We start from the raw sequence: 22024 nt of genomic DNA, 5'->3' as shown, positions 1-22024 counted from the left end.
CCGGTTTCACAACGCAAGTTCTCTTTGGATGGATAATCTGTCCAAACCATCCGATTTAAAGCGTTGTCCACGACAGTTCCCGATTTCGGCCTTCTCGCGCAGTTCAATTAATTCAATAGCTTGACCGTCGATTTAACCATCATTCAATGGCCAAGGACTTCAATTTACGATGCAGGGCCGACCGTTCCATGCCTATGAACTCGGCTGTGCGTGAAATGTTGCCGCCGAACCGGTTGATCTGCGCCACCAGATATTCGCGCTCGAACACCTCGCGCGCATCGCGCAGCGGCAGACCCATCAGCTTCTCCCCACCCGCTCCATTTGGGGTCGAGGGCACCAGGGCGCCGATTTCGGCCGGCAGCATGTCGGCCGTGATCTCGTCCTCCGGCCGGCCGGTGGCCAGGATCATCAGCCGCTCGACGTTGTTGCGCAACTGCCGGATATTGCCCGGCCAGTCATGCGACTGGAGAATGGCCATGGCGTCGGGACCGATACGCCGGCGCGGCATACCGCTGGTGATCGCCACCTGTTCGAGAAAATACTCGACCAACTCGCCGATGTCCTCGCGCCGCTCGCTGAGCGAAGGCACTCGCAGCGGCACCACCGCCAGACGATGGAACAGGTCCTCGCGGAACGTGCCCTGGGCAATGGCGAGCGCCAGGTCGCGGCTGGTCGAGGAGACAATCCGCACGTCCACATGGACGCGGGTCGAACCGCCGACACGCTGAAAATTCTGGTCGATCAACACACGCAGGATCTTGCCCTGGGTCTCGCGCGGCATGTCGCCGATTTCGTCGATATAGAGCGTGCCGCCGTGCGCCTCTTCCAAAGCGCCGATCTTACGGCTGCGCCCATCGCCGCCTTCGACGCCGAACAATTCGGTCTCCATCGAGTCCGGCATGATATTGGCGGCATTGATGGCAATGAATGGCCCCGACGAGCGGTTCGACGCTTCATGGACAACACGCGCCGCCAGTTCCTTGCCTGTGCCAGGCGCGCCGGTGACGAGAATCCGTGAATTGGCGGCCGCGACCCGTTCGATCTGCTGGCGCAGCTGGTTCATCATCGACGACTTGCCGACGATCCGGTTGGTGGCGCCAGCGCGGGCGCGCAGATCGGTCAACTCACGCTTCAACCGCGAATTTTCCAATGCGCGATCAGCGATGAGCACCAGCCGATCGGCCTTGAACGGCTTCTCGATGAAGTCATAGGCGCCAAATTTGATTGCCGACACGGCGGTCTCGATATTGCCGTGGCCCGAGATCATCACGACCGGCAAGGTCGGATGCTGCTCTTTGACCACCTGCAACAATTGCAGCCCGTCCAGCCGCGAGCCTTGCATCCAAATATCAAGAAAGACGAGTTGCGGCCGGCGTGCCGCAATGGCCTCAAGCGCCTCCTCGGAATTGCGAGCCGAGCGCGTGCCATGTCCCTCGTCTTCTAGAATGCCGGATACGCCTTCGCGTATGTCGGCTTCATCATCGACGATCAATATGTCAGCGGGCATAATTGTTCCGTCCGTTCTTACACTGCAGTGTCATGGTGCGGCCTGCGTTTTTTCGCGCGCAGCGCCTGAATCTTCGGATTTGGCGGCGGCCTCTCCTTCACGGAAATACAGACGCACCCACGCGCCCTGACCATCGGGCGCATCGAGCAATTCGATACCACCACCATGGTCTTCCATGATCTTGCCGACGATCGGCAGGCCGAGACCGGTGCCTTCCGCGCGGGTCGTCATATAGGGCTCGAGCAAGCGCTGCCGATTTTCGTGCGGGAAGCCTTTGCCGTTATCGATGACGTCGACGGAAATCACATCGTCGTCATCGCGGGTCAGGCGAACGAGAATGCGCGGGTGCTCCGGCTTGTTCTCGTCCATCGCGGCAATGCCTTCGGTCGCATTCTTGATGATGTTGGTCAGCGCCTGCGACAGCAGCCGGCGATCGAAATGCACATTCAACGGTTGCGCCGGCAATTCCTCGGCGAACTCCACATCGGGATTACCGACACGCATCAGGAAAAGAACCTGACGCACGCATTCGCCGAGATCGTCCACTTGCAGACGGGCCTTGGGCATGCGGGCGAAGGAGGAGAATTCGTCGACCATGCGTTTGATGTCGTCGACCTGGCGGATGATCGTCGCCGTACATTGGTCGAACACGGCGCGGTCCTCGACAATCACCTTGCCGTATTTGCGTTGCAGCCGTTCCGCTGAAAGCTGGATCGGCGTCAGCGGGTTCTTGATCTCGTGCGCGATGCGGCGCGCCACATCCGCCCAGGCGGAGGTGCGCTGCGCGGTGACGAGATCGGTGATGTCATCGAGGGTGATGACATGATTGCCACTCCCCTCCTGCTTCTGCTCGGAGGTGACGCGCACATTGATCGTCCGTTCGCGGCCGCGCCGGCTCAACGCGATCTGGCCCTGATAATTGCGCAGCGGGCTATTCAGCGCCGCAGTGACGAGATCAGCCAGTTCAGGCACGGTTTGCGCGATCGGCTGACCGACAATTTCAGTGGTATCGCCCTCCTGGCCATCGCCAATAAAGCGCATGGCATAGGAATTCAGAACCAGGATATTGCCGGCTGCATCGACGCCGATGACGCCTGCCGGCACGCCCGACAGCACCGCCTCGGTAAAGACGCGCCGCTCGTCGTTCTGACGGCTGGCGGCAATGAGACTATTCTGCTGGAGGCGCAGTTCCGACGTCATCTTGTTAAAGGTCTCGCCGAGGTGGCCAAGGTCGCCATCATGCGAGTTCACCGGCACCTGCACATAGAGATTGCCTTCCGACACCTGGTCGGTGGCGGTGATTAATCGTCGGATCGGCATCACCAGCCGGTTGGCGAAGGACAGGCCGAGCCAGGTCGCCGATAACAGGGTGATCAGTGCCACCGTGACAAACATGGCGGCGAAGGCGATCTGGATGTTGCGGCGATGGCCATCATAGGCGTTGTAGAGCGAGTTCAGATTGTTCGCCTGCGCCGGAAATTCATTGGCCAACGGGTCGATGCCACGCGCCACATAGATGAAGCTGTCAGGGAAACTCTCCATCTTGCGGAGCGCCACGAAGGTCTTGCCCTCGTCGAGGATCAGGCAAAGCGGCTCGTCCTTGGCGGCATCGTCGAAATCGGTCGCCTCGGGCGTGACGACGCGCGAATCCTGACCAGTGCCATATTCGGTGACGGTGCCGTCCCTATGCATCATCACCGCCGTCGAGAAGCCAAGTGTGCGGGCCCGGGCGGAGAAAAATTCGCGGAACAGCGCCTTGTTGCTTTGATAGAGCGGATTAACCCGGTCGAGGTCGCTCGCCGTCAAGCTCGCCTCTTGCAGGAGCGAGCGGCACTGCGCCTCGCGAAACACCCGGGCCACTTCCGAGGTGTTCTGGATAAAGCCGCGCACGTCCTGAAGAAAGGCCGGGTTCAGTGTCCGGTCTAATGTCACGGAACCAACGAAAGCGATGAGGATCGCTGGAAAGGCAGCGATGCAGGAGAACAGCGCCACCATCCGGATATGGACGCCGGATCCGGCCGCCTGGGCCCGCCGGGCAGCGATCAACCGCCAGAACTCGGCCAGCAACAACAGAATGAGGATGAAAACCAGCCCCGCATTGGTCAACAGCAGGGTGACGACCACTTCGTTGGTCGGCGAGATCGGCGTGTAATCGGCAAAAATCAAAAGGGTCGCGAGGGCGCAAATGAGCGCCAAACTCACGACCAAGGCGCCGAGCCGGCTCACGATCCGTCGATCGTGGCGCTCGGGGCCGATCACTTGTTCCGTTTCCCGCTGCACCGTCATTAATCAGCAAAATCTCAAAGGCAAGAATTTCAAAGGCAATTCCAAAGATTTGCCGCGAGCGGGGAGCCAGCGGAAAAGGAATCGCAGCCGTCCAACAAGCGGATCAAATCGCGCTCGTTGCAATAATGCAACGGTGTTGCTGGATTGCGACAAAATCAGGGCTGCGAGACGACCAAATCAGGTTGTCCCGTGCATTTCTCCTGGATGTTGCCAAACGGGAACAAAATGCATCTCGATAGAAATGCACCTTGCTCCCGGGTCTCTGTTTTGAAACGCTTTTCCGATGTTTACCGCGAGGCGCGCAGCAGCCGGATGTCGAGATCGCGGATTTTCTTGCGCAGCGTGTTGCGGTTGAGACCAAGAAGGTCCGCCGCCTTGATCTGGTTGCCACGGGTCGCGGCAAGTGCAGCCGTGAGCAGCGGAACCTCGATCTCGCGCAAAATCCGATGGTAGAGCCCGGCCGGCGGCAGGTTATCGCCGTGCTGCTTGAACAGGTCGGCCAGGTAATGCTCGGCCGCGATCGACAGGCGCTGGCCGCGTTCAGGCTCCCGGTCGCCGGCCGAGGTCTGTGCTGGCGCCGCCGAATTGGCCGGCGCGCCGCCGCGTTCCATCGGCGCCGCGTCAACCGCGAGTTCCGTCTCGACCAGATGCTCGCCGATCACCTCCTGCGGATAGAGCGCGGTGAGACGGCGGATCAGGTTTTCCAGCTCGCGGATATTGCCTGGCCAGCGGTGACGCTTGAGGCGCTCGATCGCCGCATTGTCCACCGACTTCAGCGGCAGGCCCTGGGCTGCAGCGAGCTTGAAGAAATGGCGCACGAGATCGGGAATGTCCTCGGCCCGTTCGCGCAGCGGCGGCAAGCGCAGCGGCACGACATTAAGACGGAAGAACAGATCCTCGCGGAACAGGCCCTGCTGGATGAGAACGCGCAGATCCTTATTGGTGGCCGCGACGATGCGGACATTGGTCTTGATCGGCGTGCGCCCGCCCACCGTCGTATATTCGCCCTGCTGCAACACGCGCAGCAACCGCGTCTGCGCCTCCATCGGCATATCGCCGATCTCGTCGAGGAAGAGCGTGCCGCCTTCAGCCTGTTCGAAACGTCCGACCGACCGGGCGTTGGCGCCAGTGAAAGCGCCGCGCTCGTGGCCGAACAATTCGCTTTCGATCAGATCGCGCGGGATCGCCGCCATATTGATGGCGACGAACGGCCCGTTGCGGCGCTTGCCGTAATCGTGCAGCGCGCGCGCCACCAGCTCTTTGCCGGTGCCGGACTCGCCGTTGATCATCACCGTCAGATCGGTCTGCATCAACCGCGCCAAGGTGCGGTAGATTTCCTGCATGGCCGGCGAACGGCCGACCAACGGCATGCCTTCCATTTCTTCCGGCGTTTCCCGCGCCGGCTTCGTCTTTGGTTCGCTCATCGCCCGACCGACGATGGCAACGAGATCCTTCAGATCGAAAGGCTTGGGCAGATAGTCATAGGCCCCGCGCTCGGAGGCACGGATCGCGGTCATGAATGTATTCTGCGCGCTCATCACGATGATCGGCAGTTCGGGACGCATCTTCTTGATACGCGGTAAGAGATCGAAGGCGTTCTCGTCGGGCATCACCACGTCGGTGATCACGAGATCGCCCTCTCCCGCCTGCACCCAGCGCCACAAGGTCGATGCATTGCCTGTCACCCGCACCTCGTAACCGGCGCGTGAAAGGGCCTGGCTCAACACCGTTCGGATTGCGGTGTCGTCGTCTGCTACTAGGATATTCCCGGTCGCCATCAAGGCCTTGTCCTCATAAGTCCGGGCCCCTCAACTAAGGCTCGGAATGCCGCCCGTCCTGCTGCGCGTACACAGGCATCAGGACCCTGAAGGTCGTTCGGCGCGGCTGCGGATCGCATTCGACAATCCCGCCGTGATCCCGAACGATTTTCGCTACCAGTGCAAGTCCGAGGCCAGTTCCTGATGCTTTGTTGGTCACAAACGGGTCGAACAGGTGTTCAGAGATTTCCGGAGCAACCCCAGGCCCGTTGTCGCGGACACAGAACTCCAACGGCAGAGCTACGCTCGTTCCCGCGCCTTGGCCGCGAATACGCACCCCAGGCCGGTAAGCCGACATCAATTCGATTTCGCCCTCGATGGCATGTTCGCCAATCGCTTCAGCGGCATTCTTCACCAGATTCAGGAAAATCTGGATCAATTGATCGCGATTGGCGAAAACCGGCGGCAGCGACGGGTCGAAATTCTCAACAAAGCGGATGTGGCGGGCGAAACCGGCCTGCGCCACCCGTTTCACATGGTCGAAGACCATATGGATATTGACCGCTTCGCGTTCGATCGGCCGGCCGTCGGAAAAAGCCTCCATACGATCGACCAACTTCACGATCCGGTCGGTTTCCTCGCAGATCAGCCGAGTCAGCGCCCGCCCCTCATCCTCAAGGTCGGTTTCCAGCAGCTGAGCTGCCCCGCGGATGCCCGAAAGCGGATTTTTGATCTCATGGGCCAGCATGGCCCCCAACGCCGTGATCGATCGGGCGGCGCCGCGATGGGTCATTTGCCGATCCATCTTGTCGGCGATTGTCCGTTCTTGAAGCATAATGACTATTTTTTCATCATCATCGCTGAGCGGGCCGGCGTGAATATCGACAATCCGCTCAATCCCGAGGCGCGGATTGCCGATCTCGACGCGATATTCGTTGACGACTGAACCACGCCGACGCACGTCGTCGATCAGCGCCAGAACCGGCGAGCGCGGCGGCAGCAGATCGGCGATCTTGCTGCGCAGGAGATGCGCCGCGCCAAGCTCGAAGAACTGCTCTGCGGCATTGTTCAGATCAAGCACTTCGCCCGACCGGTTGATGCAGAGCACCGGGTACGGCAGGGCGTTCAGGATCAGCTCGGAGAAAGCGCCAGCCCGCCCCATTTCCCGATCGGCTCTCATTCCATCATCCATGGTTCATCCGTGAAGTCGTCATCAGGCAGCGGCGGCGACGAGAGAAGTCTCGAACGCGCGCCGCAAAAGCTCTTCCGCCTCGGCGGCATTGTCGGTCGTCACCAGTTGCAGCCGCAGCGCCTCCGGCGCGCCCGCATGCTGCGCATAGGCGGAAAGATGTTTGCGGGCATGGCGAAGGCCGGTTCGCGGCCCCATCGTCGCCAAGAGGGTCTGCAAGTGCTCGACGGCTGCCGCGGCCTTCGCTTCCACCGCAATGTCCTGCGGCTCCCGCCCTGCCAGACCGGCGGCGATCTCGCCGACCAGCCAGGGGCGACCAACGGCGCTGCGGCCGATCATCACCGCATCGGCGCCCGATGCCGCCAGCATGGCCCGGGCATCATCCAGGCCGTCGCAATCGCCATTGGCGACCAGAGGCACCGAAATCGCCTCGCGCACCGGCGCGATGGCGCTCCAGTCGGCGCGGCCCTTGTAGAACTGCTGACGGGTGCGGCCGTGGACGGTGATCAGCTTCACGCCAGCCGCTTCTGCACGGCGCGCCAGTTCCGGCGCGTTCAACGCGTCGGCATCCCAGCCAAGCCGCATTTTCAGAGTGACAGGAATGCGGACGGCGTTGACCGTGGCCTCGATCAAGCCGAGCGCCAGGTCGAGATCGCGCATTAGCGCCGAGCCGGCATAGCCGCCGGTGACCCGCTTGGCCGGGCAACCCATATTGATATCGACCGCCTCGGCGCCGGACGCTTCCGCCAGCCGCGCCGCCTCGCCCATCCAATAGGGCTGACAACCGGCGATCTGGACGATGTGGGGTTTTACACCCTCGCCCTCGGCGCGCAGCCGGCTCTCCTCATCGCCGCGCACGTAGTCATCGGACGCCACCATTTCCGATACGACCGCGCTGGCGCCAAAGCGCATGGCGACGCGCCGCATACCGACGTCGGTGACACCGGACATCGGCGCGAGCAGCGCGCGGCCGTCGAGAAGGAGACTTCCGACGTGAAGGGAGGGACTGCACAATTGATGTGCATCTGAGCTCATGCACACATTATAACCAAATCAGGTTGACTGACCAAGTCACAATCTACATTGACGCCAGCGGTCAAACACCGCAGACCCTCGCCAGAGGTGACATGATGGTGGCGACGAAATCGGCAGTGGTTTTGGTGGCGGCGGGGCGCGGCACACGCGCTGGCTTTGACCTGCCCAAACAGTATCTGCTGCTTGCCGGCCTGCCGGTCGCGACCCATACCCTCAACGCCCTCGCCGACGCCCTGCCGGACGCCGACATTTATCCGGTGATCCACCCTGACGACACAGTCCAGTTCGAGGCAGCAGCGCGGCTGTCACGCGCCCAACGGCTGCGCGCGCCCGTGCCCGGCGGAGCAACACGACAGCAAAGCGTACTGGCCGGACTTAAAGCAATACATGAAGATAATGATGATAAAATAAATGTTTTTATTCATGATATTGCACGGCCTTTTGTAAGTATAAAATTAATATCATCATCGCTCGCTTCAGTTGTAAAAAGCGGTGCCGTGATACCCGCTTTGCCAATCGCCGATGCCCTCAGAAGCGTCGATCCGGCCGGCAAGATCGTCGCCTCCGTTGACCGGACAACAGTGCGCGCCGTGCAGACGCCGCAGGTCTTTCATCTGTCGCTGATCCGTGACGCCCATCTCAAGGCCGAGGCCGCCGGCATCACCGACCTCGCCGACGATGCCGCCGTAGCGCTCTGGGCCGGGCATGAGGTCTCGACCTTTCCCGGCGATCCCGCCAACATCAAACTGACCACCAGGGAGGATTTCATCCTGGCCGAAGCCCGCCTCCTCGCCGCCCTGCCCGACATTCGCACCGGTACCGGTTTCGACGTCCATGCCTTCGGACCGGGCGATCACGTCACCATCGGCGGTCTTGCCATCCCGCACGGCCAGGGCCTAACCGGCCATTCCGACGCCGACGTGCTGCTGCATGCCCTGACCGACGCGCTGCTCGGCGCCCTCGCCGATGGCGACATCGGCTCCCACTTCCCGCCGTCCGATCCGCAATGGCGCGGCGCCGCCTCGCGCATTTTCCTCGAACACGCCGTCGGGCTGGTCCGGGCGCGCGGCGGCATGATCGCCCACCTCGACGCCACGGTTATCTGCGAGGCGCCGAAAATCGGCCCGCACCGCGATGCGCTCCGCCGTTCCATCGCCGAGATCTGCGACCTCGCGATCGACCGGGTTTCGGTCAAGGCGACGACCACCGAGCAACTGGGCTTCACCGGCCGGCGCGAGGGCATCGCCGCCCAGGCCTCGGCCACCATTCGCCTGCCCTGAGATTTATCGCGAACGATACTGGAACGATACTTGGAAGGCATCAGTTTGGAAAAACTGGTATCTCCCGCACGGACTCCTCCCTGCTACCTTCGCGGATCATCGATTGGGGGAGGATGAGCGTGAACAGCATTGTGCAACTCTTCGAGACATCAACGAAGAACCGGACCAAACTTGCTGGACGCCGCGCACGGTCGACGAAGCCCGAGGCGGTGAGCCGGCCGGTTGTGATCGCGATTCACGGCGGCACCTATTCGAGCGCTTACTTCGACGTTCCAAACTATTCCCTCCTCGATCAGGCCCTTGCCAAAGGTTTCGACATCATAGCTGTCGATCGCCCAGGATACGGCGTCTCCACGCCCCTCGATGATGCGCCTGATCTCATCCACAAGAACGCGGAATATCTGAATTCATGCATTCCCGAGTTGCTGGGCGATTTCGGCCGTCCGGACGCGCCCGTGTTCCTGATTGGTCACTCCATCGGTGGCGCGATTACGGTGACCATGGCTGCGCTCCAGCCCGCGTGGAAATTGACCGGGATCGCCATTTCCGGGGTTGGCCTCAAAACACCGCCGGACCACGCGGAAAACTACGCGCATCTTCCGCCGCAGTATCTCGTCGAGTTGCCCACGCCGATGAAAGATCAGGTGATGTTCGGCCCCGAAGGCACCTTCGCCGCAGACATGCCCGCAGCCAGCCATATCGCCAATACGACGGTTCCTCGTTCTGAGCTGACCGACATTACCGGGGGGTGGCAACAACGCCTGCCCGCTCTGGCGCCCAACGTCCAGGTGCCGGTCCACTATCGGCAAGGCGAATATGAAAAGCTATGGCTCATGGATCAGGCCATGATCGACGGCTTCGCAGCTCTCTTCACATCCGCCGGTCGCGTCGATGCGGCGATCACCAAAGATGCCGGACATTGCATCGACTACCACCTCTGCGGCGCCAAATTTCAACGCGAACAGCTCGATTTTGCAGCCCAGGCGCGATGAAACGCGTATATAGGCCCAACCTTGGCCGGCTTCTCAAAGCTTTCATCCGCGATGAGCTTCGCTGAAGGTCTATTATTTGACGCATTTTCTGCACACGAAGCGGAGCCTGCTTCGCCTGAAAATGCTTTGAGGAGCCTGTATGTCTGAACAGCCGTTTTCGCAGAAGCGCATGGACCGGGCGGCAGCCCTGCTCGACGCCTTTCGTGCTCTCAAACTGCAACTGGTCACGGCTGAATCCTGCACCGGCGGCCTGATCGCCGGTCTACTCACCGAAATCCCCGGCTCTTCCGATGTGGTCGAACGTGGTTTCGTCACCTATTCCAACGCCGGCAAGAACGAGATGATCGGCGTGCCGGCCGATCTGATCGTCGAACATGGCGCGGTCAGCAAGCCGGTGGCGATCGCCATGGCCGAGGGCGCCCTCGCTCATTCGAACGCCGACATCTCCATCGCCGTCACCGGCGTCGCCGGTCCCGGCGGTGGCAGCGACGAGAAGCCGGTCGGGCTCGTCCATTTCGCCGCCGCCCGCCGCGATGGCGAAACCCTTCATTCCGAGCAGCGCTTCGAAGATCTGGGCCGCAGGGCCATCCGCCTTGCCGCCGTCGATTTCGCGTTCAACTTATTGGAACGTCAGGCCGCGCGCGTCGCCGACACGCAACCACGCTGAGATGGTTCATGGATCGCGAAACGCTCTCCGCCTACGATAGCGATGCTGCCGTCTTCGCTCAGGACTGGCACGACCAGCCGCCACCGAGCGATCTCCACGTCATTGTCCAAAACTATTTCATCAAAGGAATAACCGCCGATATCGGCTGCGGCTCCGGCCGTGACACGGCCTGGCTCACCACCAATGGCTTTCCGGCGCAGGGTTTTGATGCGTCGGACGGTCTTTTGGAGGAAGCGCGGCGGCGGTATCCGCATCTCACATTCAGCCATGCCGAGCTGCCGGGCCTGCCGGAGATCGCATCGGCGAGTTTCGACAACGTGCTGTGCGAAACCGTGATCATGCATCTCGGTCACGGTGACATCACGCCAGCGACACGGCGGCTGCTCGATATTCTGCGACCAGGCGGCATTCTTTATCTCAGCTGGCGCGTCACGCCGGCAGTCGACCAACGCGACAAACATGGCAGGCTCTATGCCGCCTTCAATGCAGCGCTTGTGCGCGCGCCCCTGTCGGCGACCACATTGCTGCTCGATGAAGAGGTGGTCAGCGCTTCATCCGGCAAGATCATCCATCGTCTGGTTGCCAAAAAGCCCGGTTGAATGGCAGCCGGGCTTTAAAAACATCAGGTGCAGTGTGCTTTCCGTCTTCACGACGAGCACGACCGTCCTCGGGCGATCCCGGCCGTCAGCGATCCCGATCTGACCGTTGACTGGGGAACAAGGCGCCCAGCACATTGCTGACGAGCTCAGCCACTTGGGCGCCTTCCTGCTCCGCAAACGTCTGCTTTGAGAGTGTCACTTTGGGTCCCTCCTCAAGGGAGCTCTCCCGAAGAGGAGGCAACAAATCAGCCACAGTGACAATGCCAAGTGCCGCGGCGAGGATATAGGCTTGATGAAGAAGGACGCTTTGTTGTCCGCTTTCAATGTTCGCAACGGTGACGCGAGTCATCCTCGCCCTCTTGGCGAACTCGGCCTGAGTCAAACCAATCGCTTTACGGTGTGAGGCTACAGAGTTTCCAAATCCGCTGTAGATTTCTCTCTCGATCATGCGCGAGCCCCCAGCCTGGAAGCGAACCTTTCAAATGGCTGGCCGAGCAATACGCCGCGCATCCGGGAGGCGATCCCATTCGGTGGCGTACCAACCAAGGATACGATCCTGTCGAGAAACGAAACGATCCGCATATTGAGAGGATTCTTTCTCTTTCGAATTCGGGACAGTGGATTCAAATCGACATACACGACTGAGTTGCGAGTTTCAGACGAGCCTCTGGCAACGCCTCGATGTAGATGGTGCGAAAAAAAAGTTGCCGCGTATTTCAAAGGCCAAACGCGAATGTTGCGTGATCAATGACTCTGCTTTTCCTGACCGCCTTCAGCGCATCACGATACCGATCGAGAAGTGTCAGGCTGTAATCTATGCGGGCTTTCACGCGATCGGATGGATTCGCACTGGTGTCGCTCAAAGCCTGCTTCACGTTTCTGACGACCACCTGTTCCGGAATCCAGCAGATCCGATTATTTTTAGTCGCGGCGGCGCGCAGTTCGGCAGCCGGATAAGCTCCGCCGTCCGTGGCCGACACCGAAACAATAAGGCCGGGCTTGTGCGCCAATTCATATCGGCAGTGCAGAAGCAAATTCATGAAGGCCGGCGGAACGATTCCGTGGTGCTCGGGAACAACCGCGATCAGAGATTCCGCCCGCTCCAACATATCCGACACGCTGCGCCACTTTGACGATTGATCGGTGAACGGATGCGCAGAAAATTCTCCTGTCCAAAAAGGTAACGCAAGTTCGAAGAGATCTATAAGTTCAATGGATACCCTGTCGAACATGGCAGTGTGGCGGTGGCGGATGAAATCCGCTACGCGCCGGGATTGCGAACCAGGTCGTGGACTCCCAGAAATTATGACAACAGTCATCAATCCCTCTTTGATATCAGATGCACGATGGCATCGATCTCAAGAAGGTATTGGGGTCTTGCCAATGCGTTGACGTTAAATCCCGTACTGGCGGGCGGCTCCTTAAAGTAGCTCTTGCGGATGTTGAAATACTCGTTGACTGACTCTGGCCCAACGCCCGGCGCCATGTAGGTTGTAAGCTTCACGACCTCGTCGAGTGTTCCGCCGCCCCGTTCGACGACGTCTTTCAGCTTGTCCAAACAGCGTATGGCCTGCTCTCGAAAGTTCCCGACGCCAACCGGTGTTCCGTCGGGATCGGAAGCCGTGATGCCTGAAATGTAGAGAATGTTTCCTGCCTTGACGCCAGGAACCCATGCATCCTGCCAATTTTCGCTGGCCCATTTCTTTGGCAATCTAACAGTGCTCTCTTTCGTCAACTGTCATCTCCGTAACTGCATTGCTTCACTGGACTGTTTCGAAGCCCGCCGGTACATAGTGTTGTCTTATCGACCACCAGGCTTTGTCATGCGGCAGACGCGACGTTGGTCGTGATGCCATGCTGCCGCATCGCCGGCAGAACCTTCCGTCCAAACGCTGTAAGATCGGCGTCGTAGTCAGCGAGGATGATCATGATCCCATCGAGCTTGGCTTCCTGCACGGTGGTCGCCAAGCGCCGCGCAATCGTCTCGGCCGAACCCGCCATGGTATTCGACATCACCGCCGACAATGCTTTGGCCTGGTCGATGAAGACCTTTGACCCCACATTGTGTTGGACATCCTTGTCGTCGTTGAGGTCCTCCATCATTTGAAGCACCGCGGCTCGATCGACTCCGGCGTTATACATGTCGAGCTTTTCCTGTCCCTCCCTATCGGTCGCGCCGATGATCAACGGAAAGAGGCCGAAGGTTTTGAGTTTGGGATTGCCGACTTCGGCGGCTATCTCTTTGGCCCGCAAGGCGCGTTCGTAGAACTTCGCGTTGTCTTGAGCCGACATGAAAGCCACGTCGCAGTTCTGCGCGGTGAAGCGGAAACCTCGATCCGACATGCCAGCGCATATGATTGTTGGCGTGACCGAAGGTTTGGGATGAATGAGGCAGTCTTCGGTTTGATAAAACCGCCCCTTGTGGGTCACGCTCTCTTCGCTCCAAATCCGCCGCACAAGACGCACCCACTCATCGGCGAGATCGTAACGCTCGTCATGGCGCAAATCCTGCCAGAGCCCCATTTGCCTCATCAGCGGCGGCTTCGAGCCGGTAACAACGTTGAGACCGATCCGGCCGCCGGCGATCTGATCGAGGGTCGCGATCATCTTGGCGACGATGGTCGGCGGCCACATCATCATATGCGCGGTCGCCCAGATCTTTATGCGGGACGTAGCCTGCGCCAATCCGGCCATGCACATCATCGATTCAAGCGAATATTTCGCCGATTGGGATTCGCCGCCGTAGCCTCGCCATAGAGCGGCGCTCATGGCGAAGTCGAACCCCATTTCCTCCGCGGACAAAGTAATCGCGAGATTGTCGCGATAGGATCCCGACAGTTTGGGAGACGTCGTGGATTTTATCCACCCTCCGCTGAAGACCGGCAGAAACACGCCGACTTCCGTTCTGACCTTGTCCTGATGCACGGGCGTCACTTATGCTCCCCCTCAAGAGTTTTGGCTCGGATTGCAGGGGAGCATTGGTGGCCACCCTCTCCCTGCATGCTTGGAAACGCAGTGCAGGCTAGACAGGGTGTGGGGTTCGTTCGATCAAGAAGTTTGGAAGCTACGTTTGCTAACTCTCAAACAATGGACACTTGCCAACAATTCTTGCCAATCATTGTTGTCTCGGATTTGCCCTGTTATGGGCTGTAGGCATGGGGATCGACATGGGTACGGCTGGGCGGCCCCGGAAGGCTGAAAGAAAAGTCTGGCGCTACGCTCCCTATATCGATGCAACTTGATGCAAGTCTGTGTGGGTGCGCTGACAAACGACGAAACGAGGCGATAAATTGAGTAAACGCAAGGCCAAGCTCGGTCGGCTAAGCGACCTCGATCTACGATTGCTTCGGGTGTTTCAAGCTGTGGCGGAATGCAGAGGGCTTGCCGCTGCCGAGCTGCGGCTGGGTATAAGTCGCTCGACGATCAGCACACATCTCACCAGCATCGAAACACGGTTGGGCAAGCGCCTATGTGAACGGGGCCGCGGCGGCTTCAAGCTGACTGACGACGGTGCCAAGGTTTATCACGCGACCGCTCAGTTGCTGAAATCTGTTGGCAATTTTCAAGAAGAGATGGAGTCCCTAAATGATTCAGCCAGCGGCTCTCTAAGAGTTGCCTTCCTCGATTCTTTTATAAACTATCGAGAGCTCAAATTGACTGAGGGCTTCAGAGCTTTTACGAGCGCCAATCCAAATGTTAAGATGTCGATATTTGTATTTCATCCAAGTGAAATAGAAAAAATGATTATCGACGATGCCCTGGATATCGCGATAACATCCGTTCACGACTATTCAAAAAATTTGGACTACATCCCCTTGGTGTCGGAAAAGAGCTACCTGTATTGCGGGAGCAGGCATCGGCTATTTGACATAGACGATAAAAATATTACGGACGACGATCTTCGAAATACGTCGTACTCATCGAAATGGTACGATGAAGCGCCGCTTCTCCTGGGCCAGAAATCGGACGTCACAGCGGTCGAGGCTTTTCATATCGAGGCGATGGCGATGCTCGTTTTAACGGGCAACTATGTCGGCTTTCTCCCGGCGCACTTCGCACGATATTGGGTTGAGCGTGGCGAGATGAGGGTCATGCGACCGGATCTCTACCAAGTGCATACGACATATGGCTTCGCGACCCGGCGAGGACGGCCACCGTCGGTGGCAGCGAGAGCACTTATCGATTGCATCGTGAAAACCGCTGGCTTGCCCAAGCTGAGCTAATTCCCGCCATGGAATTAAACCTCAGGAGCTTCTCATCGGTGTGAGACAGCACGAATGTATTGGCTGGTCTTTTGGCTTCAAGGCTGCCCTTTGAAGGCAGCCCTGAAATATCATTGCACGCCGTACAATCAGGCCCGTTCGAAAGCCACCGTTTCCGGCTTTTCGGTGCCGATCACCGACCAAACAGTGCAAGGCCCGGCGCTGTTGTTGCGGAACCAATGGCGACGCCCGGCCGGATTGAGGACGAGATCGCGCGGCCCGAGTTCGAGCTCGGTCTTCACGCCGTTCTCTTCCCAGCCAACCGTCAGGCTACCCTCGACTACGAGGAAAGCATCTTCGACATCGCGCTCGTAAGGCTTCACGCCGACGCCGACGGGAATGCCGAGCATTTCCTTGCGGCAGGTATCCGATTCCACGCCGCCCGGTCCGACATAGACCTTGCGGGTGAAGCCCGCCGGATCCCACTGCGTCGGCTGCTCGTTATGACGAATGACGTAATGCGTCATCTGCTGCTGCAACGGATGCGTTCCAGCAAGATCGAAGGGCATCGTCTTGCCCGGCGCGGCGCCAAAGCTGCGCGCCAGTTCCGGCGCTGTGTTCTTGGGATGATAGAGATAACGCGGCGGCAGCGGCTTGCCGACATCGACGCTGATTGACATCAACACCGGCTCGATGCCTTCGTTGCGGAAGCCGTGGCCGACGTCGCGGGCGTTCAGGATCATGTCCTTCGGGCCGAGGCGAACTTCGACGACTTCGCCATCGCGCTCCCAGCCAACTGTCAGCACGCCGTCCAGGATCAGGAAGCTCTCCTCGATCTCATGGGCATGGCAGGCGGCATATTTGCCGACCGGCTGATGGATGAGGCTGACGGTGAAATGTTCGGGCTTCAGGGTCGAGCTGTCGCCGACCTTCGGGGAGCCGCCGGCGCCGATATAGCGCATTTGCGCCCGCTCGAGTTCGGGGAAGCCGCTGTTGCTGGGAAAGGCGTCCCAGTCGAACACTTTGGCGACATGCCGACCGACATGGCCGCGCAGGTCGGATTCCAGCGAGGTGGGGTTCGGAACCATGATGTTCATTGGTGTCTCCGCTGATGCTGACTAACCTCTACCCAAATTCCGTTTTACATGCGATATAGCGTTTTATGGGCAAACATCCCGATGATACAGCGGCCCTCTCCGAGCTGCTGACCGGACAGACCGACCGTTATCTGGTTCCAGGCCTGGTGCGCGGCCTGGCCGTTCTCCTGGCGTTTTCGCCGGAAAGGCCCCAGCTGAGCCTGCGGGAACTTGCCGATGCCCTTGGCGTCACGCGCTCGGCCGTGTTCCGCATCGCCTACACCCTGACCGAGCTTGGCTTCCTCACCCACCAGCCCGAGACGCGCAGCTATATGCTTGGGCCCTCCGTCCTGCGGCTCGGCTATGGCTATCTCGCCTCCCGAGATCTCGTCCAAGTGGCGCTCCCGCATCTTGAGGCACTCCGCGATCGCACCGGCTGGTCGGCCCATCTGGGCGTGCTTGAAGGCAAGGATGTCGTCTATCTGTTGCGCGTCCCGACCCGACAAGGTCTTGCCAGCATTGTGCATGTCGGCAGCCGCCTTCCCGCCTATGCGACCACCATGGGGCGCATCTTACTCGCACATTTGAGCGAAGACGAGGTCATCGCGCTTTATCGCGACACGCCGCTCAGCGGCGCCGGCCCGCGCGCTGTCTCGGACCTGCCAGCCCTACTCGCGCAATTGCGTCAGGATCGCGCCCGCGGCTTCGTCGTCCATATCGGCGGCTTTCAGGCAGGCGTTGCCAGCGCCGCCGCCGCCTTGCGTGACGTCAGCGGCAATGTGGTGGCCGCCATCAACATCTCGGCCGCCTCGACGCTGACCGATCAAGGCGAGATCGATCAGGAGATCGTCCCGCAATTGCTGTCATCAGCAGATCTGTTGTCGCAGGCGCTCGGCTATGCCGCCCCGGCGACAGGTTAAAGCGGAGACCAAAAGCCTCTGCGGCACAGCTTCTTCATCGCCGAAACCTACTCTGGACCTGCGCCCAAAAGGCCTCCGCCACGTCGCTCATGCGCGCACGCGGACGAAAGAGCACAATTTTGACCGGCACGGCCCATTGGCTCGGGCCGGCTAAGGTCAAACGGCCCTCCAGCCCCAATTCGTCGCCCGCCAAGCTTTGCGGAATCCAAGCGACCCCCTTGCCATCGATCGCCAGCGCCTTCAGCACCATGGCCAGATGCGACGTGAACACCGTCGTCAAATGAAGTTGATCCGTCCGCAGAAACAGATTTGACGACAAGATGCGCCCCATTCCCGACTTCTCTTCGAAGGCGATCCGGGGAACCGGGGCTTCAGGCACGCCCGGCAGCTGATAGAGCGGAAATCCTTCAGCGTTCTTGCCGGTGACGGGAATGAGTTGATCCGTCGCCAACTCGATATGGGTAAAGTCAGCTTTATCGAGGTTGATCGTGCTGTCGGGATGATAGTGGCAGAGCAGAAACTGCGCTCGCCCTTCGCGCATCAGTCTTTCGCACTCATTCATATTGTCCGAAAGCAGACGCATCGGAATGGCCAGCGCATCGCCACCGATCTGCCGCACCCAGTCAGGAAAGAAGATGAATGAGAGAGCGTGGGTCGCCGCGAACGTCAGCGTCGCGGTACTGGCGCGCAACTGGTCAAGCTCTGTTCGCGCCCGTTCCAGCCGCCGCGTCACATCCTTGGCGACGTCCAGCATGATCGCGCCGGCGGGCGTGAAACTGAGCCGGTGGGTTGTGCGATCGACAAGCGCGATCCCGCACCAGGCTTCCAGCGATTTGATCCGTCGCCCGAACGCCGGCTGCGTGACATTTCGCTTCTCGGCGGCGCGCGAAAAATTCAGCGTCTCCGCCAGTGCCTGAAGATCGGCAAGCCAAGTGCTTTCCAAGCCCGTAGTGTTCATTGTGTAAGACCAAAGCTGCATTCAGGGAATTTATACAGTACTATAGCATGAAACGGTTATGCCGAAACGGCACTGATATGGCTCCAGCCGGCATTGGACGGCGAAGCCATCCTCCTCCATGAAATATTCATCGGCCACCTGAGCCAGACGGGAGAACGGCATGCGTATCGTTGATGTTTGCGAAGTCACGAAGCCGATCGCTTCGCCCATTCGCAACGCCTATATCGACTTCAGCAAAATGACGGCGAGCCTGGTGGCTGTTGTCACCGACGTCGTCCGCGATGGCCGCCGGGTGGTTGGCTATGGCTTCAATTCGAACGGCCGCTACGGCCAGGGCGGCCTGATCCGCGAGCGCTTCAAGAATCGGATCCTTGAAGCCAGCCCGGAAAGCCTGCTGAACGACGCGGGGAGCAATCTCGACCCATTCAAGATCTGGACGGCCATGATGGCGAACGAGAAGCCGGGCGGCCACGGCGAACGCTCCGTCGCCGTCGGCACGCTCGACATGGCCGTCTGGGATGCTGTCGCCAAGATCGAAGGCAAGCCGTTATTCCGACTGCTCGCCGAGATGAAGGACAGACAGGCCAATCCGAAGGTCTTCGTCTACGCAGCCGGCGGCTACTACTATCCGGGCAAGGACAATCGCGCCCTACAAGCTGAAATGCGCGGCTATGTCGATCGTGGCTACACCGTCGTCAAAATGAAGATCGGCGGCGCCTCGATTGACGAAGATCGGGCGCGGATCGAAGCGGTTCTGAAGGAGATCGGCTCACAAGCCCAGCTCGCCGTCGACGCCAACGGGCGTTTCGATCTGGAGACCGGAATCGCCTATGCCAAGATGCTGCGCGACTATCCGCTCTTCTGGTACGAAGAAATCGGCGATCCCCTCGACTATGCACTGCAGGCCGCCATCTCCGAATTCTACGATGCGCCGATGGCCACCGGCGAAAACCTGTTCTCCCATCAGGACGCCCGCAACCTGCTGCGTTATGGCGGCATGCGCGCTGACCGTGACTATCTGCAATTCGACTGCGCTCTCTCTTACGGATTGGTCGAATATCTGCGCACCCTCGACGTGTTGCGGCAGTTCGGCTGGTCGCCGTCGCGCTGCATTCCCCATGGCGGACACCAGATGTCCCTCAACATCGCGGCCGGCCTCGGTCTCGGCGGCAATGAAAGCTATCCGGATCTGTTCCAACCCTATGGCGGCTTCCCCGATGGCGTGAAGGTTCAGGACGGCCATATCCTCATGCCGGAGCTGCCGGGCATCGGCTTCGAAGGCAAGTCCGATCTGATCAAGGTCATGCGCGAACTGGCAGAGTGAGCTTGCAAAACCGGGCGAGCTTGGCTCGCCCGGCTCATGATCGACCTCGCCTGTTCAAAGCGGCTTGATCCCCGCCGCCTCGGTGGCGCGTTTCCATTTCAGAATTTCAACGCGCTGCTTCTCGCGCGCCTCTTTCGAGCCACCCTTCAGCGGTGTGCCGGCATTGGGCTCAAGAAACTCGCGCGTCTCGTCCTGCGCCATGATCTGGCCGAACCAGCCCTCGAGTTTGGCGACGACGTCTTGCGGCGTGTTCTTCGGCACCCAGGCCGCCCACCACGAGGTGAATTCAAAATCCGTGATGCCGGCTTCCGCCATGGTCGGAATGTTGGGAAAGCTCGGATAGCGGGTCGCCGATGTAACGGCGAGTGCTTTCAGTTTTCCGGCCTTCACCTGTCCCGATCCGAATGTGCCATCGATGATCATGAAATCGATACCGCCGTTGCTGAGATCGCCCATCGCGTCGACCGCTGTGCGATAGGCGACGGGAATAGCGCTGATCCCCGCGAGGGATTTGTAATACTCGACCCCGACATGGGCCGTCTGATTGGTATAGCCGTATTTGTTCCTGTCTTTCTGGCGCACGAGATGTTTCGTCAGCTCCTCAAGGGTGTTGAACGGCGAATTCGGGGCAACGACAAAGAAGAATGTGGTTTGCGACAGCAGTGCCAGCGGCGTGAAATCCTTTTCCACGTCAACGGACAGGTCCTTAAACATGAACGGATTACCAGCCATGTTGGAATTGGCCGAGTACAGAATGGTGTAGCCATCAGGCTTGGCATTGGCGACCATGGACAAGGCGATATTGCTGGTTGCGCCCGGCCTGTTCTCGACAATCACCGGCTTGCCGCACAGATCCGAGAGCTTCTTACTATAGAAGCGCGCCAGAATGTCGGCGCCGCTGCCGGCCGCAAAGCCGATCACCGCCTTAATCGTTTGCGCCGGGTAATCGCTTTCGGCCAACGCCGACTCAAAGCCCGCCGCATAGGCGACAGGCGCTGCGCCCAAAAGGTTCAGAAAGTATCGTCGATCCATTTTGTTCCTCCCCAAGAACCGTTTTATTGGACCGCTTATTGCGGTTCGATCCCAGCCGCTTGCACCGCCTTGGCCCATTCATCCACTTCCGCCCGCAAGCGTTGACGTAACACCACAGCGTCCTGGAAGCGCACATTGCTGCCGGTCACGCCATGATGTTGGCGGGCTGCATCGGACGTGTAGATCTCGCGCAGCCAGCCTTGCAGTGTCTTGATCATGTCATCGGGCGTGCCGCGCGGCGCGTAGACCGCCCAGAACGGCGCGAAGACAAAATCCTTCATGCCGGCCTCGGTCATGGTCGGGATTTGCGGCAGGCTGACCGAGCGTTCCGCCGTCGTCACCGCCAACGCCTTGATCTTGCCGTTGCGCACAACGCCTGTCGCGAAACCGCCATCGAGCACCATGAAATCGAGCGTGCCGCTGGCGACATCGGCCACCGCATCGGCCGTGACGCGATAGGAAACGGGCTCCGCGCTCGCGCCCGCTTGCGCGAGATAATAAGCGGCCGCGAGCTGGCCGGTCTGATTGGTATAGCCGAAGCGATTGCGCGTCTTCGTCTTCAGCGTCTCGCTCAGGGCAGCGATGGTCTGTACGGATGAATCCGGCGCGACAGTGATGACGAAGGTCGCATCGAATAGCACCGCGACCGGTTCGAACGCGCTGTCCGTGTCGATCTTGAAGTCCTTGTAGAGAAAGCGACTGCCCGCCATGGCGGAGCTCGCCGCCAGCAACAGCGTATAGCCATCCGGCTTGGCCTTCGCGGCGAGGCCTATGGCGATATTGCTGCCGGCGCCCGGCCTGTTCTCGATGATGACAGGTTGGCCTGCACGCTTCTGCAATTCAGCTGAGACGAAACGCGCGCCGATATCGGCGCCGCTGCCAGCGGCAAAACCGAGAAGAATGTGGATCGGTCGCGACGGATAGGCTTGCTGGGCCGCAGCTTGCAGAAAAGCCGCTTGCGCGCCGGATAAGACGACCGCCATCAACAGGCCGATCAGAGCCCCTCCCCTGCGGAGCATCATCTTCTCCCCATCTCGGCGCTGCCGTCGGCGCCCTTGACCTTAAGCTGCCGGTTATTAAGCGATGAGGCAAGCCGGCAACGGCCACGCGCACGATTATTTCGTCGCGAGCATAAGGGACCCTGGCTTATGTTTAACCGGCCGAGGGGTGACGCGATCAGGTCAAGGCGGAAGCAGCCGT

General features: G+C 59.9%; 20 protein-coding genes. 7 read left to right on the top strand and 13 right to left on the bottom strand.

Annotated elements, in window-relative coordinates; genetic code table 11:
* Positions 1 to 139: 139 nt before the first annotated feature.
* The 5 genes from BLW50_RS06390 to dusB form a co-directional block, all read right to left on the bottom strand.
* Complete coding sequence (locus BLW50_RS06390) at positions 140 to 1507, bottom strand: nitrogen assimilation response regulator NtrX (protein ID WP_090699111.1); 1368 nt, start codon at positions 1505 to 1507, stop codon at positions 140 to 142.
* Positions 1508 to 1537: 30 nt separating this feature from the next.
* Complete coding sequence (locus tag BLW50_RS06385; protein WP_090699108.1) at positions 1538 to 3793, bottom strand: sensor histidine kinase NtrY-like; 2256 nt, start codon at positions 3791 to 3793, stop codon at positions 1538 to 1540.
* A 287-nt stretch (positions 3794 to 4080) separates the two neighbouring features.
* The gene (gene ntrC, locus BLW50_RS06380; RefSeq protein WP_090699106.1) at positions 4081 to 5571 is read right to left on the bottom strand and encodes a nitrogen regulation protein NR(I); all 1491 of its coding nucleotides are present in this window, start codon (positions 5569 to 5571) and stop codon (positions 4081 to 4083) included.
* Between the two features lie 34 nt (positions 5572 to 5605).
* The gene (locus BLW50_RS06375; protein ID WP_090708790.1) at positions 5606 to 6730 is read right to left on the bottom strand and encodes a two-component system sensor histidine kinase NtrB; all 1125 of its coding nucleotides are present in this window, start codon (positions 6728 to 6730) and stop codon (positions 5606 to 5608) included.
* Between the two features lie 33 nt (positions 6731 to 6763).
* Entirely contained in the window at positions 6764 to 7690 is a 927-nt protein-coding gene (gene dusB / locus BLW50_RS06370) for a tRNA dihydrouridine synthase DusB (protein ID WP_244544443.1), read from the bottom strand.
* Between the two features lie 176 nt (positions 7691 to 7866).
* On the opposite strand from dusB, the gene BLW50_RS06365 reads away from it, so the two are divergent.
* From BLW50_RS06365 to BLW50_RS06350, 4 genes are all read left to right on the top strand, one after another.
* Positions 7867 to 9054: a bifunctional 2-C-methyl-D-erythritol 4-phosphate cytidylyltransferase/2-C-methyl-D-erythritol 2,4-cyclodiphosphate synthase gene (locus tag BLW50_RS06365; RefSeq protein ID WP_090699101.1), complete on the top strand. Its 1188-nt coding sequence runs from the start codon at positions 7867 to 7869 to the stop codon at positions 9052 to 9054.
* 119 nt (positions 9055 to 9173) lie between these two features.
* Complete coding sequence (locus tag BLW50_RS06360) at positions 9174 to 10046, top strand: alpha/beta hydrolase (protein WP_170850017.1); 873 nt, start codon at positions 9174 to 9176, stop codon at positions 10044 to 10046.
* A 139-nt stretch (positions 10047 to 10185) separates the two neighbouring features.
* Complete coding sequence (locus tag BLW50_RS06355) at positions 10186 to 10713, top strand: CinA family protein (protein ID WP_090699094.1); 528 nt, start codon at positions 10186 to 10188, stop codon at positions 10711 to 10713.
* Between the two features lie 8 nt (positions 10714 to 10721).
* Positions 10722 to 11312, top strand: a complete 591-nt coding sequence (locus BLW50_RS06350) for a class I SAM-dependent methyltransferase (RefSeq protein WP_090699090.1) — start codon at positions 10722 to 10724, stop codon at positions 11310 to 11312.
* Between the two features lie 85 nt (positions 11313 to 11397).
* Here BLW50_RS06350 and BLW50_RS06345 read toward each other — a convergent pair whose 3' ends face one another.
* The 4 genes from BLW50_RS06345 to BLW50_RS06330 form a co-directional block, all read right to left on the bottom strand.
* The gene (locus tag BLW50_RS06345) at positions 11398 to 11760 is read right to left on the bottom strand and encodes a helix-turn-helix transcriptional regulator (protein WP_090699087.1); all 363 of its coding nucleotides are present in this window, start codon (positions 11758 to 11760) and stop codon (positions 11398 to 11400) included.
* Positions 11761 to 12028: 268 nt separating this feature from the next.
* Complete coding sequence (locus tag BLW50_RS06340; RefSeq protein WP_090699083.1) at positions 12029 to 12631, bottom strand: NADPH-dependent FMN reductase; 603 nt, start codon at positions 12629 to 12631, stop codon at positions 12029 to 12031.
* The gene (locus BLW50_RS06335) at positions 12631 to 13047 is read right to left on the bottom strand and encodes a Rid family hydrolase (protein WP_090699080.1); all 417 of its coding nucleotides are present in this window, start codon (positions 13045 to 13047) and stop codon (positions 12631 to 12633) included. The genes BLW50_RS06340 and BLW50_RS06335 overlap by 1 nt, the downstream gene beginning before the upstream one ends.
* Positions 13048 to 13133: 86 nt before the next feature.
* A complete protein-coding gene (locus BLW50_RS06330) occupies positions 13134 to 14204 on the bottom strand; it encodes an LLM class flavin-dependent oxidoreductase (protein ID WP_244544442.1) in 1071 nt (356 codons plus the stop codon).
* Positions 14205 to 14602: 398 nt separating this feature from the next.
* On the opposite strand from BLW50_RS06330, the gene BLW50_RS06325 reads away from it, so the two are divergent.
* Positions 14603 to 15535 (top strand): LysR family transcriptional regulator, encoded by a 933-nt coding sequence (locus tag BLW50_RS06325; RefSeq protein ID WP_090699074.1) that lies wholly within the window; start codon positions 14603 to 14605, stop codon positions 15533 to 15535.
* A gap of 128 nt (positions 15536 to 15663) precedes the next feature.
* Here the strand turns inward: BLW50_RS06325 and BLW50_RS06320 are convergent, their stop codons facing one another.
* Entirely contained in the window at positions 15664 to 16611 is a 948-nt protein-coding gene (locus BLW50_RS06320) for a cupin domain-containing protein (RefSeq protein WP_090699070.1), read from the bottom strand.
* A 65-nt stretch (positions 16612 to 16676) separates the two neighbouring features.
* On the opposite strand from BLW50_RS06320, the gene BLW50_RS06315 reads away from it, so the two are divergent.
* Positions 16677 to 17510 (top strand): IclR family transcriptional regulator, encoded by an 834-nt coding sequence (locus tag BLW50_RS06315; protein ID WP_090699066.1) that lies wholly within the window; start codon positions 16677 to 16679, stop codon positions 17508 to 17510.
* A gap of 34 nt (positions 17511 to 17544) precedes the next feature.
* On the opposite strand, the gene BLW50_RS06310 is transcribed toward BLW50_RS06315, so the two are convergent.
* On the bottom strand, positions 17545 to 18453 hold the full coding sequence (locus tag BLW50_RS06310) for a LysR family transcriptional regulator (RefSeq protein ID WP_090708787.1): 909 nt from the start codon (positions 18451 to 18453) through the stop codon (positions 17545 to 17547).
* A gap of 175 nt (positions 18454 to 18628) precedes the next feature.
* Here BLW50_RS06310 and BLW50_RS06305 point away from each other — a divergent pair, with 175 nt between their 5' ends.
* Positions 18629 to 19792 (top strand): mandelate racemase/muconate lactonizing enzyme family protein, encoded by a 1164-nt coding sequence (locus BLW50_RS06305; protein ID WP_090699062.1) that lies wholly within the window; start codon positions 18629 to 18631, stop codon positions 19790 to 19792.
* A 54-nt stretch (positions 19793 to 19846) separates the two neighbouring features.
* Here the strand turns inward: BLW50_RS06305 and BLW50_RS06300 are convergent, their stop codons facing one another.
* Positions 19847 to 20824 carry a Bug family tripartite tricarboxylate transporter substrate binding protein gene (locus tag BLW50_RS06300; RefSeq protein WP_170850016.1) on the bottom strand — a complete coding sequence of 326 codons (978 nt, stop codon included), beginning with the start codon at positions 20822 to 20824 and terminating at the stop codon, positions 19847 to 19849.
* Between the two features lie 35 nt (positions 20825 to 20859).
* Entirely contained in the window at positions 20860 to 21843 is a 984-nt protein-coding gene (locus tag BLW50_RS06295; protein WP_170850015.1) for a Bug family tripartite tricarboxylate transporter substrate binding protein, read from the bottom strand.
* Positions 21844 to 22024 lie beyond the last annotated feature (181 nt).

It is taken from the genome of Beijerinckia sp. 28-YEA-48 (genome assembly GCF_900104955.1).
Taxonomy (GTDB): Bacteria; Pseudomonadota; Alphaproteobacteria; order Rhizobiales; family Beijerinckiaceae; genus Terripilifer.
Note: the sequence above shows the minus strand (reverse complement) of the source record. Positions and strands in the feature narration are given on the sequence as shown.

Excerpts from the sequence above, each read along its gene's own strand:
- BLW50_RS06295 (WP_170850015.1), bottom strand. The coding sequence starts at position 21,843 with ATGCTCCGCAGGGGAGGGGCTCTGATCGGCCTGTTGATGGCGGTCGTC.
- BLW50_RS06355 (WP_090699094.1), top strand. The coding sequence starts at position 10,186 with ATGTCTGAACAGCCGTTTTCGCAGAAGCGCATGGACCGGGCGGCAGCC.
- BLW50_RS06385 (WP_090699108.1), bottom strand. The coding sequence starts at position 3,793 with ATGACGGTGCAGCGGGAAACGGAACAAGTGATCGGCCCCGAGCGCCAC.
- BLW50_RS06320 (WP_090699070.1), bottom strand. The coding sequence starts at position 16,611 with ATGAACATCATGGTTCCGAACCCCACCTCGCTGGAATCCGACCTGCGC.
- BLW50_RS06375 (WP_090708790.1), bottom strand. The coding sequence starts at position 6,730 with ATGAGAGCCGATCGGGAAATGGGGCGGGCTGGCGCTTTCTCCGAGCTG.
- BLW50_RS06390 (WP_090699111.1), bottom strand. The coding sequence starts at position 1,507 with ATGCCCGCTGACATATTGATCGTCGATGATGAAGCCGACATACGCGAA.
- BLW50_RS06300 (WP_170850016.1), bottom strand. The coding sequence starts at position 20,824 with ATGGATCGACGATACTTTCTGAACCTTTTGGGCGCAGCGCCTGTCGCC.
- BLW50_RS06315 (WP_090699066.1), top strand. The coding sequence starts at position 16,677 with ATGGGCAAACATCCCGATGATACAGCGGCCCTCTCCGAGCTGCTGACC.
- BLW50_RS06305 (WP_090699062.1), top strand. The coding sequence starts at position 18,629 with ATGCGTATCGTTGATGTTTGCGAAGTCACGAAGCCGATCGCTTCGCCC.
- BLW50_RS06345 (WP_090699087.1), bottom strand. The coding sequence starts at position 11,760 with ATGATCGAGAGAGAAATCTACAGCGGATTTGGAAACTCTGTAGCCTCA.
- BLW50_RS06340 (WP_090699083.1), bottom strand. The coding sequence starts at position 12,631 with ATGACTGTTGTCATAATTTCTGGGAGTCCACGACCTGGTTCGCAATCC.
- ntrC (WP_090699106.1), bottom strand. The coding sequence starts at position 5,571 with ATGGCGACCGGGAATATCCTAGTAGCAGACGACGACACCGCAATCCGA.
- dusB (WP_244544443.1), bottom strand. The coding sequence starts at position 7,690 with ATGTCCGGTGTCACCGACGTCGGTATGCGGCGCGTCGCCATGCGCTTT.
- BLW50_RS06365 (WP_090699101.1), top strand. The coding sequence starts at position 7,867 with ATGATGGTGGCGACGAAATCGGCAGTGGTTTTGGTGGCGGCGGGGCGC.
- BLW50_RS06350 (WP_090699090.1), top strand. The coding sequence starts at position 10,722 with ATGGATCGCGAAACGCTCTCCGCCTACGATAGCGATGCTGCCGTCTTC.